15 protein-coding genes are annotated in these 13712 nt (G+C 50.5%); all 15 read right to left on the reverse strand.

Annotated elements, in window-relative coordinates; genetic code table 11:
* Positions 1–72: 72 nt before the first annotated feature.
* The 15 genes from ACSTTG_RS09830 to ACSTTG_RS09900 all read right to left on the reverse strand — a co-directional run bounded on the left by ACSTTG_RS09830 (position 73) and on the right by ACSTTG_RS09900 (position 13711).
* Positions 73–456, reverse strand: a complete 384-nt coding sequence (locus ACSTTG_RS09830) for a hypothetical protein (RefSeq protein WP_438474672.1) — start codon at positions 454–456, stop codon at positions 73–75.
* Positions 457–696: 240 nt separating this feature from the next.
* Positions 697–1785 carry an acyltransferase family protein gene (locus ACSTTG_RS09835; RefSeq protein WP_438474673.1) on the reverse strand — a complete coding sequence of 363 codons (1089 nt, stop codon included), beginning with the start codon at positions 1783–1785 and terminating at the stop codon, positions 697–699.
* A 147-nt stretch (positions 1786–1932) separates the two neighbouring features.
* The gene (locus tag ACSTTG_RS09840; protein WP_438474675.1) at positions 1933–3156 is read right to left on the reverse strand and encodes an allantoate amidohydrolase; all 1224 of its coding nucleotides are present in this window, start codon (positions 3154–3156) and stop codon (positions 1933–1935) included.
* Positions 3157–3166: 10 nt separating this feature from the next.
* Positions 3167–4396: a pyridoxal-phosphate-dependent aminotransferase family protein gene (locus tag ACSTTG_RS09845; RefSeq protein ID WP_438474676.1), complete on the reverse strand. Its 1230-nt coding sequence runs from the start codon at positions 4394–4396 to the stop codon at positions 3167–3169.
* Positions 4397–4450: 54 nt separating this feature from the next.
* The gene (locus ACSTTG_RS09850; protein WP_438474678.1) at positions 4451–5623 is read right to left on the reverse strand and encodes an amidase; all 1173 of its coding nucleotides are present in this window, start codon (positions 5621–5623) and stop codon (positions 4451–4453) included.
* Positions 5624–5637: 14 nt separating this feature from the next.
* Complete coding sequence (locus tag ACSTTG_RS09855; protein ID WP_438458569.1) at positions 5638–6459, reverse strand: MurR/RpiR family transcriptional regulator; 822 nt, start codon at positions 6457–6459, stop codon at positions 5638–5640.
* Positions 6460–6472: 13 nt separating this feature from the next.
* Positions 6473–7201 (reverse strand): amino acid ABC transporter ATP-binding protein, encoded by a 729-nt coding sequence (locus ACSTTG_RS09860; RefSeq protein ID WP_438474679.1) that lies wholly within the window; start codon positions 7199–7201, stop codon positions 6473–6475.
* On the reverse strand, positions 7188–7841 hold the full coding sequence (locus ACSTTG_RS09865) for an amino acid ABC transporter permease (RefSeq protein WP_438458567.1): 654 nt from the start codon (positions 7839–7841) through the stop codon (positions 7188–7190). Before ACSTTG_RS09865 ends, ACSTTG_RS09860 begins: the two co-directional genes overlap by 14 nt.
* Positions 7842–7851: 10 nt before the next feature.
* Entirely contained in the window at positions 7852–8520 is a 669-nt protein-coding gene (locus ACSTTG_RS09870; protein WP_438458566.1) for an amino acid ABC transporter permease, read from the reverse strand.
* Between the two features lie 12 nt (positions 8521–8532).
* Positions 8533–9327, reverse strand: a complete 795-nt coding sequence (locus ACSTTG_RS09875; protein ID WP_438474680.1) for a transporter substrate-binding domain-containing protein — start codon at positions 9325–9327, stop codon at positions 8533–8535.
* Between the two features lie 290 nt (positions 9328–9617).
* A complete protein-coding gene (locus tag ACSTTG_RS09880) occupies positions 9618–10784 on the reverse strand; it encodes a tetratricopeptide repeat protein (protein ID WP_438474681.1) in 1167 nt (388 codons plus the stop codon).
* Complete coding sequence (locus ACSTTG_RS09885) at positions 10781–11398, reverse strand: energy transducer TonB (RefSeq protein WP_438458563.1); 618 nt, start codon at positions 11396–11398, stop codon at positions 10781–10783. The genes ACSTTG_RS09880 and ACSTTG_RS09885 overlap by 4 nt, the downstream gene beginning before the upstream one ends.
* Complete coding sequence (locus ACSTTG_RS09890; RefSeq protein ID WP_438458562.1) at positions 11398–11802, reverse strand: ExbD/TolR family protein; 405 nt, start codon at positions 11800–11802, stop codon at positions 11398–11400. Before ACSTTG_RS09890 ends, ACSTTG_RS09885 begins: the two co-directional genes overlap by 1 nt.
* Entirely contained in the window at positions 11799–12356 is a 558-nt protein-coding gene (locus ACSTTG_RS09895) for a MotA/TolQ/ExbB proton channel family protein (RefSeq protein ID WP_438458561.1), read from the reverse strand. Before ACSTTG_RS09895 ends, ACSTTG_RS09890 begins: the two co-directional genes overlap by 4 nt.
* A complete protein-coding gene (locus ACSTTG_RS09900; protein ID WP_438474682.1) occupies positions 12356–13711 on the reverse strand; it encodes a MotA/TolQ/ExbB proton channel family protein in 1356 nt (451 codons plus the stop codon). Before ACSTTG_RS09900 ends, ACSTTG_RS09895 begins: the two co-directional genes overlap by 1 nt.
* Between the last annotated feature and the right edge of the window lies 1 nt (position 13712).

Genomic DNA, 13712 nt, shown 5'->3' on the forward strand with positions numbered 1-13712 from the left:
CAGCTCGTAGAGTAGAGAAGGCTTGACTGACCTTCTCTTGTGGCACCTAATCAAACCGCCGCGCGATCGCAGCTAGTAACAGAGATAGACCTCGTTGTAGCGCGGGGCTTGAAGGGACTGACGGAACATTGGCTCTAGCTCTTGCGGGGAAGTCTCTCCAAGCAGTGCGGAGTTGAGCGGCAATTGAAACCTCACCCGAATAGCCGTGCTATTGTTAGTGGCCAATTTATCATCCACCACGATGAGCTCTCCATCAGCAATACTGTCAATATGTAATGCGACTGAAAAGTCGATGGTATCCGCTGATTGATAGTCTTGTGACAAATGTGGCTTGGTAGTATCGGGGCTTACTAAAGGGGCTGGGTCGCCACCAGAAATATTGATCGTCTTTTGCGACTCTTGTACACCTTCGGTAATCTGAACTAAAGCTTCTTTTACAAACTGTTTTAAATCCATAAAACTCACCTTCTAGCCGAGAAACCAAATTGTGTGTAAGGAGACTGGGTTGCTCTCCTTACACTAGGATTATCTCACACTCGCCCTAGGCAAACTTTGAACTCAGGCGAGGATCTCGGTGAAATTGCTGCCTATTCAATTACTACCCGAGGGTGTCGCAGCAAACCGATTTGCTTAGTTCATGCTGAGGATAATAACGATATCGCCCCTGAATGACGTTCAGAGAGCTTTAGTGCTGACTTAGCCCCTTGCGTGAGATGGTTCCTTGCGTGAGATAGCACCTTGCGTCACATAGCGTTGTTGACACCATCGCCACAGCCTATCAACGCCAATTGGACCATACAGACCTGCAATGAGATAAACCACAAAGGCTTGAGGGGTAACGTAGTGATTAAGGGCAGTGATGGACTGGCTTTCAATGAGGCCAATTTCAGCGAACACCAAGTCAACCAAGACAAAAAACGTAATATGCAGGGTCATGATCGCTTTGCTCAACTGACCAATCATAGTTAAGTGTTGGCAGGTATTTAATTTTCTAAGTAACGCCGCCGCGCTGATAACACCCAGAGAGCCAAACACGGACGCACATAAGTGGAGTAAGAAGCCGTTGGGATATTGGCTCCAAGACATGCTTAGCTCTTGAACAGAGCCAAATCGGATCAGAAACGCCAATCCAAACCAACTCACCAACAGTGCCGTCATGGAAGCAAGATAGTGAAGATATTGGCGCAGTGCATAGCCGATCGAGAAGTACATCCAACCAACACACAGCTGAATAAACAGATTTAAAGCCCAAGAGCGCAGCTCTGAGTATATCGGCGCTAAGACCTCGATAGCCCAAAATCCAACCGCCAAGCCAATTGCAGCTACCACTGCCGGAGACATTAGTCCTCGGGTGAGGGTAATAAACACCTGAAAAGCCGCCTTGGTCAGGCAGTAAGCGATTATAAACCACCCGACCATAAAGAGAGAGTTATTGTGGCTGTTGTGCACCAAAGGGAAATACAATACGTCGATGTCGTGACCAAGGTTGAAGTCAATGCTGGTGTGCCAAAGCGACATAATGCCCCAAGTCAGTATGGCGAGCAGACAGTACCAAAATAGATAGTACAGCAGGCTATCTTTAACTAACTTGCTGAGCCAGTAACGCGGGTTGGCGACAGGCTTGGCAACAATACCACCGAGGATAAAAAATAGCGGCATATGAAACAAGTAAGGTGACCAGGTCCAATTTGGATGCCACAAGTAATGGCCCACCACGACCAAGACGATCCCCAAGGCACGTGTAATATAGAGCACCTCAGAATCTTGCTTCGACAACGCCGACATCGATTTTTCCTCTAACTATGGATGGAGACCCTAAGCTAGCGTTGAATGATATCGATAACTGTGAGCCATGATGGACTCTCTGTAAATTGGACAACCAAAGATCACAAATTCATCAATCCAATAACTGTGACACGTGAAACGTTATTGTTAATAGTCGAGCAACATCTCAATCAAGCAGCGTAGGGCAATGGCCACATCCGCCTCATTGACCGCCTCGAGCGGATTATGACTGATCCCCTTGTCACAGCGAACAAACAGCATACCGACCTCGGTTAAATGCTGCATCGCGAGCCCATCATGACCGGCCCCACTGGGAAGAAGATGCGCCGATTGCTCAGTCACTTTTTCCACGGCAGCCGCCCAACGCTGTTGCAGGCGAGGGGCACACTGCAGCGCATCTGCCTGATACAATCGTTCTGTGATCATCAATACCCGCCGCTGCTGCGCAATGCCTTCAAGCTTAGCGAGCAACTGCTCAGTACAAACCTCCAACTGCTCTTGCTCTGCGCAACGTAAATCCAAGCTAAAGCTGACCTCACCGGGGATCACATTGACCGCTCCAGCACGCACATCGCATTGGCCCACAGTTGCAACGATCTGTTCGTTTCGCGCAAAGCGCTCAATTGAGCCGATCATCTCGGCCACCGCGCAGAGTGCATCCTGTCGCAGCTCTATGGGCACCGTCCCTGCATGCCCTGCAACCCCTTTGACTTGAATTTGAAAACGCTTTGCCCCCGCAATGCCCTCTACCACACCAACGGGCAGATCAAGATGCTCGAGTACCGGTCCCTGCTCGATATGCACCTCTAGGTAAGCACCGATATCGGCAGGCTTGCGCGCATCACTGCCCGCTCGGCTTGGGCATAACCCAAACTGACGCATTGCCTGCGCCATGCTGATCCCGTCAGCATCAGTGATATCGAGCCAGGCGCGATCAAAGCAGCCCGCGACGCCGCTTGAGCCAATCAGAGTAGTGCCAAATCGCACCCCCTCCTCATCACCAAACGCCACCACATCGATATGAAAGGGAAACTCGACCTCACTGAGTGCCGCTAGTGCCTCAATCGCGAGTAAGATACCCAAATTGCCATCGTACTTACCGGCATTTCTCACCGTGTCACTGTGCGACCCAAGAATAATCGTGGGTAAATCTGGATTAGGTGAGACCTTGCGCCCCCACTGATTACCCACGCTATCCACCCAGGTTTCCAGCCCCGCGGCTTGCATCCATAGCGCCAGTTGCTGGTTAGCTTGCTGGTGCTCTTGGGTTAAATAGGCGCGCGTAAGGCCATCGGCATCACTCGAATACTTCGCCAACTGGTCCGCTTGGCGCATCACTTTGTTGGATCGACACTCCATTGTCTCAAACATCCAGCTCTCCCTACGCGTAATACTCAATCGCCGCAGCAACTGCTTGGCCTGGGTTAATGTTGGCTTTGTGTTTCAATAGCACCGCTTCAAGCGCCGCCAAGGTGGTCAATACACACTCCTGACGCGCGTTGTAGCCCATGGTTCCGATGCGCCAGATCTTGCCATGCAGTGGGCCAAAAGAGGTGCCAATCTCTATCCCAAATCGTTGCAGCAGTTCACCACGCACCGCATCTCCATCGACATTGCTTGGGATATATACGCCCACCACGTTATTCATCTTGTAAGCTTGGTTGCCAAATAACTCTAGGTTCATCGCGACTAAGCCAGCCGCCATGGCATCGCCAGCCTGTTTGTGACGAGCTATCACCTGATTTGGTCCCTCTTCGAGGAACAGGCGGGCACACTCTCGTGCGGCATACAGCATACTGGTGGCCTCTGTATGGTGATTAAGGCGCTCTGGTCCCCAGTAATCCATCACCATCGCAAGATCAAAATAGTTGGACTGGATCATCCGTCCCTGTCCTGAAATATGGTGCTCAGCGCGGATGCCTGCCTCGATATGTTTACGTTGATTGATCAGGTCGGCACATGCATCACTAAGAGTGATCGGCGCTGAGCCCGATGGGCCACCGAGACACTTTTGTAATCCGGCCGATACCGCATCAAGGTGCCACTCATCGGTCTTTAGTTCATTACCGGCAATCGATGCGGTCGCATCGCAGTAAAATAGAACGCCATGCTTTTTACACACGGCGCCAATCTCAGCCAACGGCTGGTTCATGGTCGTTGAGGTGTCCCCCTGCACGGTCGCGACCATTTTTGGACCAAACGATTTGATGGCGGCTTCAACTTGCTCAGGCTGACACACCTCTCCCCACTCAATATCAATGGTTTTCACCTCGGCCCCAACGCGCTGAGCGATCTCACACAGCAAATGACCAAAGCGACCAATAACCGGAATCAAGACCTTATCACCAGGCTCGAGCACCGACACCAACACCGCCTCAATCCCAGAGCGCGCCGTGCCATCCACCAGCATGGTTTGTTGATTACTAGTTTGAAACACACCGCGATAGAGCGACTGAACCTGATTCATATAGCCTGTCATTACCGGGTCATATTGACCAATCAGTGATTGAGATAAGGCTTGATGAACCCTAGGGTAGGCGTTGATGGGTCCCGGTCCCATCAGCATGCGCTGTGGTGGATTGAGGGTTTCAAAAAGTTGTCCTTGAGTCATGTTGTGTTATTCCTTTTTCTTTTCAGTAGAGGGGATTTACCCACTACCGCAAAACTAATTGGTAAGTTGGTCAGCAAATGCCATCAAGCGATATTCACTGTGCGCAGGCCCTAGCAAAGAGTAACCAATTGGCCCTGTTTTCTGCTGCGTTAAAGGGATATGCAACTGCGGCAGGCCGGTTAAACCAGCAACACTGGTCAGTCCCATCAGTTCAATTCGATATTGCGCCAAATATTGCGCGCTGCTATCTAATCTTGGCGGACCAGAGGGTGTTGTCGGGAGCAACCAGTAAACAGCGTTGTCTATGATATGTTGCTGGATCGCCAGAGAAAAATGCGCCTGCTGCTGTTTGGCTTTTTGGTAGTCTTGGGCGGTGATGGTTCGTGCCCATTCGACACGCTGAGTAATACTCGCATCTAAGCTGTCTAAATGCTCAGCCAACCACTGGTCATGCTGAGCAATGATTTCGAAACCCTGAATGGTACGAAATAACTCGCTGAGCTGAACCAAGCTCTGCCCCTGTTCAGCGAGAAAGTCGCCTTGGATAAGTTCGACATTCGCTTCATTTAATGCCTCTATAAGCGCCTTCATTCGCCCTGCACCCATTAATGCCCCATGCTGCTTATCTAGGTACACTCGTGTAAAGTGATTTTGGTTATCCTGCTTGGGTTTGAGCGCCTGCCAAACCTGATTCAGTACGCTGAGCTTTTGACTAAATAGACCGGCAGTGTCGAAGCTCTTGGCAAGCTCAAAGCAGTGATCAAGGTCTAAAGCGCCTAGCGTTGGGCGCAGTCCAAACAAACCACAGTAACTGGCTGGGACACGCACCGAGCCACCCGTATCAGTGCCAAGGGAAAAATCACAATCACCACTGGCCACCGCCACCGCACTGCCACTGGATGAGCCCCCGGGAATGCACTCTGGGGCTCTAGGATTTACGGGCGTACCGTAGTGTCTATTCTGCCCATTCAGGCTATAAGCCAGCTCATCGGTCTGCACCCGACCGACACAAAGGGCACCTGCATCAAGCAGTGCGGAAAGAATCGGTGAAGTGTGCTGAGCTGGCTCGTGAGTATCTAGCCAAGCCGGGTTACCAGCACCCGTTGGGTAACCTTTCACATCAAACAGATCTTTGAATACAAACCTCAAGCCATTTAGGCTGCCTGGCGCACTGGACGCAATGCTCTCAGGCCCTTGCTGACAATAAATACGGCTATCTCTATTCACGTGTTGCTTGTTCCTTATTCGAGTTCACTCAGTTGGGTGTAACTCGTGGCTATCTTCTGACTCAGGCTTGTCGCCTGATTGCCCAATTTGCGATAGGCCTTGTTGACTAAAAACGAGATCAAACTCATTGGCACGGCGTAGCTGTCGAGTGGTGATTCATTCTTCATATGGCAGATCACCACGTTGTCGACCTTATCGGCGTATTTCTGCCCCGATTGGTCGGTAACTAGCAGGCAAGGTTGACCTTGCAGAAAGTCGATGATCTGGGCAAAATTTTCAATTCGGCGTCGAATGCCAAACAGCACCACAAAGTCGCCTGGCTCGATGGAGGTGAGATCTTCACCTAGGGTCTGCCCCGGCAGTGGCAGCAGATCCACACCCGAGCGGCACTGCATCAGTTGCTGACGAAAGTGCATCGCGAGTGGGTAGCTGTTACGGTAACCAATCACTTTAATCCGCTTTGCCGAGATCAACTGATCTATCAGCGCATCGGTATCCATACTCGCTAACTGAGCCCAAAGTTGCTCGAGAGCTTTCATATCCGACTGGATATCACCATCATCAATCTCTGAGGTGATCACCGGAATACCTTGATCGCGCTCCTGCATCAACTCCTGACGCAGAGCAAGATGATCGTTATACCCCAGTTGGCGAATAAAACGGCTGACACTGGTTTTTGACACAGCACAAGCCTCGGCAATCTCACCCGTCGAAAGAATCAGGACTTTTTCCGGATTGAGCTGTAAAAAGTCCGCCACCTTGCGACTGCTCTGAGTCAACTGCGCATACTGCTCGGTAATACGCTCACTAAGGGAGTGATGAGGAAGTCGAGTCATCGCTTAGTGCCTCTTATCGAACCGCTGACAGAAAGCTTTGCAGCTCAGGCGTTTTTGGCGCGGCAAACACCTCTTCACTTGTGCCGGTTTCCCACACTTTGCCTTGGTTCATAAACACCACGCGATCGCCCACATCTCGGGCAAAATTCATCTCATGGGTGACCAATATCAGTGTCATCCCCTCCGCCTTAAGCTGCTCTAACACCTTGAGCACTTCGCCGACCAATTCTGGGTCAAGCGCTGAGGTGATCTCATCACACAGCAGTACTTTGGGGTTCATCGCCAATGAGCGAGCGATCGCCACTCGTTGCTGCTGACCACCTGATAGGTTAGTCGGATAAGCATCAAACTTGTCGCTCAAGCCCACTTTCTCAAGCAGCTCCCTCGCCAGCGCCTCACACTCTTGAGAGGATTGTTTTAACACCAATTTCGGCGCTAACATCACGTTCTCACCCACCGTCATATGCGGAAACAGGTTGAAGCTTTGAAACACCATACCAACACTGCGACTGAGCAGGCGCAGCTTATAATCGTCATTTTCCACCGCCTGACTATCTAGGATGATCACGCCGTCTTGGTAATCCTCCAGACCATTCATACAGCGCAGTAGTGTGCTTTTACCTGAGCCACTGCGGCCAATGATTGACACAACCTCACCTGGTTTGACTTTTAGATCCACGCCTTTTAGAACATGGTTTTCGCCATAATACTTATGGACTTTCTCAACGCTAACGAGTGACATGATTACGCGCCTCCAAATGACGAGCTAAACAGGAAAGAGGAAAACAGATAGCAAAGTAAAGCAGTGCCACGAGGGCAAAGACCTTAAATGGTTGAAAAGTTGCATTATTAAGCATGGTGCCAGCCTTAGTTAGCTCAACAAAGCCAATGATTGAAGCCAAGGCGGTACCTTTGACGATTTGCACAGAAAAACCCACCGTCGGCGCAATCGCCAAGCGCGCTGCCTGCGGCGCAATGATATAGCGCATGGTTTGCAGATAGGTTAAACCAAGCGTACGACACGCTTCCCACTGGCCCTTGGCGAGAGACTCGATACAACCACGCCAGATATCGTGAAAGTAGGCACTGCTGTAAAGGGTTAAAGATAAAATCGCTGCGGTCCACGGGCTGACATCGACGCCGAGCAAAGACAGACCGAAAAAGGTCAGAAACAGTTGCATCAGTAAAGGGGTCCCCTGAAAGATCTCGACGTACAGTTTGATCATCTGAATAAAGGCACGATTTTTGGTGCTACGCAGCAGAGTCAGCACGAGACCAACCGCACCACCACCGATAAAGGCAATCAGCGACAACAATAGTGTCCAGCGCGCCGCCAACAGCAGGTTGCTAAAGATGTCCCAGTCGGAAAATTCCATCATCATAGTAAGCCTCCTAAAGTGCGGGGTTTTTGAATGCTACGCGGCGCAGCAGCGCAAACGCCTGACGCATGATCATCGCCAGCACCAGATAAATCGCTGCGGTAAGCATATAGGACTCAAAGCTTAAGAAGCTGCGCGATTGAACAAAGTTAGCGGCAAAGGTCAGATCTTCGACCGAGATTTGCGATACCACCGCAGAGCCCAGCATCACGATAATGCTTTGACTGACCAGCGCGGGATAAACGCGCTGATAAGCCGGGGGAAGCACAATGCGGGTGAAGATCTGTAGCCGGGTCAGACCTAGAGTTTTCCCCGCCTCCCACTGCCCTTTTGGCGTGGCATCGATACCCGCGCGAATGATCTCGGTTGAGTAAGCACCCAGATTAATCACCATCGCAATCACACCCGCTTGCCAGGCCGATAATTTGATACCCAGTGCTGGCAGGCCAAAAAAGATAAAGAACAGCTGAACGATAAATGGGGTGTTGCGGATCACCTCAACGTAACAGCGGCATAAAAAGGATAGCCAACGTACCTGACTGCTTTTCGCCCCTGCACACACGGTGCCAAGCAGTAAGCCCAGTGTGGTGGTGATCAAGGTAAGCTCGATGGTTGTCCAAAGACCTGCCACAAAATGTGGCAGGTAAGGCACAAGCTCAGCGAACGATAACTGGTAGTTCATGCCAGGCTCCCGTTACACTTCATCAAGATCGGCAGGGAATGGGGCTCTCATCCATTTTTGCGACAGCGCCTCAAGCACGCCCGCTTGCTTAGCGTTCGAGATCAAACGGTTCACTTCATCAAGTAGCTCCTGCTGGCCCTTCATTACCCCAACATAACAAGGCGAGTTTTTCAGCAGGAACTTGGTTTGCGGCGCTTTACTTGGATAACGGGTAGCGATTTCTGTTACCACAAGGTTACCAGTCGCAATCAAGCTAACTTGTCCAGATAAGTAAGAAGAGAGTGTGGCGTTGTTGTCTTCAAAGCGCTTAATAATCGTGTCAGATGGTGCAATCTCGCTCAGGTTCAAATCCTCTACCGAGCCACGAGTAACACCAATCGTTTTTCCACTCAGATCGCTTGCCGAGGCCACCTCTTCACCTTCTGCACCAAACACACCTAAGTAAAACGGCGCATAGGCTTGAGTAAAGTCAATCGCGCGCTCACGCTCAGGGTTTTTACCCATACTTGAGATCACCAGATCCACGCGCCCAGTCTGCAGGTATGGAATACGGTTGGCGCTGGTGACGGGTACCAATTCCAGCTTAACGTTAAGTTGATCAGCCAAGTAGGCCGCCATATCGATATCATAGCCTTGTGGCTTAAGATCGCGTCCAACCGAGCCAAACGGAGGAAAGTCCTGTGGCACGGCAACCTTGAGTACGCCCTTGCTCTGAACGGATTCAAGTTGATTTGCTTGCGCTGAAGAAACGCCGGCCATTAGACCTAGCGACAGTACAACTGTGGATAACGCTGAAAAGAGTTTCATTGTCTATCTCCCTATAATGTATGAAACGTTTGAAACAGTTATAATTACAACTGCAACGAACGTACCAAAATATCAGACTGATAGATAAACCAATAATTTCAGCCACTTGCACTCGCAGTGCAAGCACTTAAGGCGGGAAGAGTAACCCACTGTTGTGCATAAGTGGTGCATTTGAACCAATAATGGTGCACCTATGAAACAATCGAAACAAAAAAAGCCAGTGGTTAATACCACTGGCTTAAAACAACGTTATTCATTGTGAGTATGGAAAGGCATAAGCCCCTTTTTAATCACCCATGGGCACGCCTAAGCTGACCAAGGTACTTAACCCAACTTTTGGCTTGGCTCGAAGGGCTAATATTATTGGCAAGCTTGGCCTGCACGATCGCCTGATCGAGCTTATCAAGCTTGTAGTAGGCACGCGTTTTGGCGAGCGCAACTTGTTCTTCTCGCGCGGGTACCTTATCAAGCACAGCGAGAGCGGCTTGATAACGCTGTTGCTGAAGCATAATTTGCGCTGCATTCCAATGGTAATCAGGCTCATATTTTGCCGCCTGCAACCAAACATGCGTTGCACGATCCCACTCTCTCGCTTGCTGCCAATAGGTGGCCTGCTCCCTGAGTAGTTTGACATCGGTTTTTGCATTATCCAGCTGTGCAATCTGACGAGCAGCCTGCTCTGGCACGCCATGTTTAGCATAGAGTTGTGACAGCAGGCGTAGCTCTTGCTGAGACAGCTCGATATTGCGCTGTTTTGCCAAAGTCAGATGATTAAAGGCACTTTTTTCATCACCTACACGCAGCTCTAAACCGACTAGCTGCGTCCACCACTGATCCTTCTCTGGCTCTAGATCGACGAGTTTCTTTAGTGTGCCGATAGCGCCCTGCCACTGCTCAAGATGAAGCTCTGCGCCCAGTTTAAGGCTGTATGAGGCGACATCTGGCACCACTAATTTGTGCAGCGCTGCGACAGCGGTTAATGTCTCGTGCCACTGCTTAGCTTGATAGTGAGATTGAGTAATGCGCAGCTGGATCTGCTCGACCATCTCTGGCTCCGGCGCATTCTCAAGCAATGGATAATAATACTTAAGCGCCTTGGTGTACTCTTGCTCACCCAACAGCAGATCAGCCAGCATTTTTTGTGTATGCCAAGCTTGCTCATCTTTTAATAGACCACTGTCTACTGCGATGGTGATCTGCTCTATCGCCTTAGTTAATTGCTCCGCTTGCCAGTAAAACACACCCAGCATTCGGGCAATAAAGGCCTGATCGTAGGCTCTTGATGTCTTGATGCCTTTGAGCTGCTCAATCGCTTCAGAGATCTTGTCATCTTGTGCTAGCTCATTCGCCCGCATTACACGAGTGGCAGAATAGGGAGACAGCTCTTGGGCAACCGCAGATGCACAAACCAATTGGCTGAGCATAAGTGTCACAATCATCAGGGTTCGCTTGATCATTTTTCTAACTGAAACTCCAATTTAACCGTTTGATTGGGCTGAGCCACCGCACTACCGTCCACCAGTTTAGGCTGATATTTCCAGCTGCGTAGCGCGCGGGTTGCCTCACGCTCAAAGACGCGATTTGGCTGCGCCTCGACGACTTTAATATCAGTGGGCTTACCCGTTGGGTCTATAGTAAAGCTCATCACCACATACCCCTCTATCTTGCGACGCAGGGCATTCGGTGGGTAACGCGGCTCGACACGATAGAGCGGCATCACCTGTTGGTTGGCGTTGAAATCACTGAAGGTCGGTGCACTAATTGCCAAGCCATCAATACTGGTGTCCAGATCTAAAACCGGCTGATCCATCATCGCCATATCAGACACAAGATCTTCTGACTGCGCCATTGGCGTTTGCTCAGGCATCTCAGGCGTCTCAGGTTTTTCTGGTGCTGTTCGTCTGCGGCGCTGAACATCTTGCTCATTCTCAACCATCACCATGTTAAAGCTCACCCCTTCCGATGCGTCCGGGGTTTTGCGGTGACTGGTATCCACCATCCATGACATAAACATAAAGATGCTTAACGTTATCAGCAACGCTGGCGGAGTTGCTAATAGGAGACGTCCCATTACTGTTTCTCCGCCGCCAAAGCAATATTCACCACGCCCGCACCCTTGGCTGCGTCCATGACTTTGACCACCGTGCCGTTGTAGGCATGCTCATCGGCTTGAATCACCAAAGAGGCATCAGGCTTATCAAGTAACAGGTGCTCGAGTGTAGCTTGAACACGTTCCACATCAACCATGCGCTTATCGATATAGATGTCATTGGCTGAGGTGATCGCAACGAAAATACCCGCGTCTTTTTGACTGACCACATTCGAGGCCTGTGGGCGGTTTACTTCTACACCCGATTCACGCACAAATGAACTGGTGACAATAAAGAAGATCAGCATGATAAATACGATATCAAGCATCGAGGTCAAGTCGACTTGCGCCTCATCTTGGTTATGTTGTCGTCTACCAAGTCTCATTGACGACTCCTTAATGATTTTTCTAATTTAATTTCGCGCTTTTGGCAGGCTTTAAACAAGCGTGCGTGAAAGAACATACCAGTCAGTGCCGCCACCATGCCAGCCATGGTTGGCAGTGTGGCTAATGATATTCCCGAGGCCATCAACTTTGGATCGCTGCTGCCTTGGGTTGCCATCACATCGAACACCGAGATCATACCGGTCACTGTGCCGAGCAGACCCAACATTGGGCAGATAGCGACTAAGACCTTGATCAGGTTCAGATTCTGATAGATCTTGATATGCGCCTGAGCAAGCCAACCATCACGAATCGAGCGGGCATACCATGAATGCTGATCACTGCGCTGATGCCAGGCATCAATCCAGCCTGCTCTCTGTTTCGGGAAGCTAAATACCAAGTAGAGAACTCGCTCAGCGACCAGCAGCGTGTTGATTGCCACCACCGCTGCTAGCCACCAAAGTATTTGCCCCCCCTGCTGCATAAAGCTGAGCAGTGACACCGATAGGTCACTCTCAATCAATGCTTTAGGCAACAGAGACAAAAGCAATTCCATTACGCTGCACGCTCCACAGGATTAGAGTCACTACGATCGTTCTCTGCTTGCGCAGCCACTAAGCCAATACCCTGCTTCTCAAGGATATTGCGGATCGACTCAGCTTGTGAGCTCAAGATGTTATGAGCAAGCAATAGCGGCATCGCAGCAATCAAGCCCAGTACCGTGGTAACAAGCGCCATCGAGATACCACCGGCCATCACTTTCGGGTCACCATTACCAAATTGAGTGATCACTTGGAAGGTTTCAATCATACCGGTTACCGTACCGAGTAGACCCAGCATCGGTGCCAGTGCTGCAAGCAGCTTCAACATCGATAGGCCGCGCTCAAGGCTGGTCTGCTCATCGACAATGCTCTCAAGCAAACGCAGCTCCATCGCTTCAACACTGCGCTCCTTGTCTTGATGATAAACAGACAGAACGCGTCCCAATGGGTTATTGGTCGGGTTTTCTGGCTGCTTAAGCTGCTTACGAATTTTCTGACGAGTCACGAGCAGGCTCACACCACGCACTAGCGCGATCACCAAACCAATGGCCAATAGACCAAGGATGATTCGACCAACCACACCACCGGCGCGCAAGCGGTCTGCTAAGTCAGGCGTCAGGGCCAACTGCTCAAGCAGTAAGCCACGTGATGGGTCGATGATCATCGACACGCTTTCACCTGACGCTAAGCGCTGCGCTTCTGTCAATGTTGGAATTGAGCTCGGCTGCTTAAGGTAAGTGCGAGTTTCGGCTTTTGCGCCATCCCAGTTCAGGTAACCGTTCTCATCAACCAGACCCATTGCACCAATACGTGCTACTTGCTTTTCAACTACTTGACCATCACCATCGATGTAGCGAACCGGTGCAAAGCTGACTTGCGCGCTCGCATCAATCTGCTCTTGCATCGCCTGCCACAGGCCAGTCAATTGTGGCATAGAAGGGAGGCGAGTTGCTGCTGTAATATCAGCAACCATCTCTTTGTGCGTCTGGGCATCCAGACCAGTTACTGAGGTTTCTAGTTCAGCTTCAAGCTCTTTTGCCGTTTGGCGCACAACGCCGAACACTTCACCTAGGCTACCGGTTTCCAGACGAAGCTGCTCTTCAAGACGGGCAAGCTTGTCTTCGTTGGCACTAAAGGTGTCGGTTAGGCGTGCATTCTCTGCTTCGATAGCTTTTTTATCCGCCTCAAGTTTCGCTTTCAGCTCATTGAGCTCTTTTTCGGTCAGCTTAAACACTGACTCACGAGCTTTGTCATGCTGAGCTTGCTCAATCGAGTGCGTCTTCGCCGTGTTAACCAGGTCTGTATCAGCGACTGCGCTAAAGGTGGCCAAAGACAGCGCCAACATTGAAATTACAGGAATCGTTTTCATC

It is taken from the genome of Vibrio glycogenivorans (assembly GCF_051660965.1).
Classification (GTDB): domain Bacteria; phylum Pseudomonadota; class Gammaproteobacteria; order Enterobacterales; family Vibrionaceae; genus Vibrio.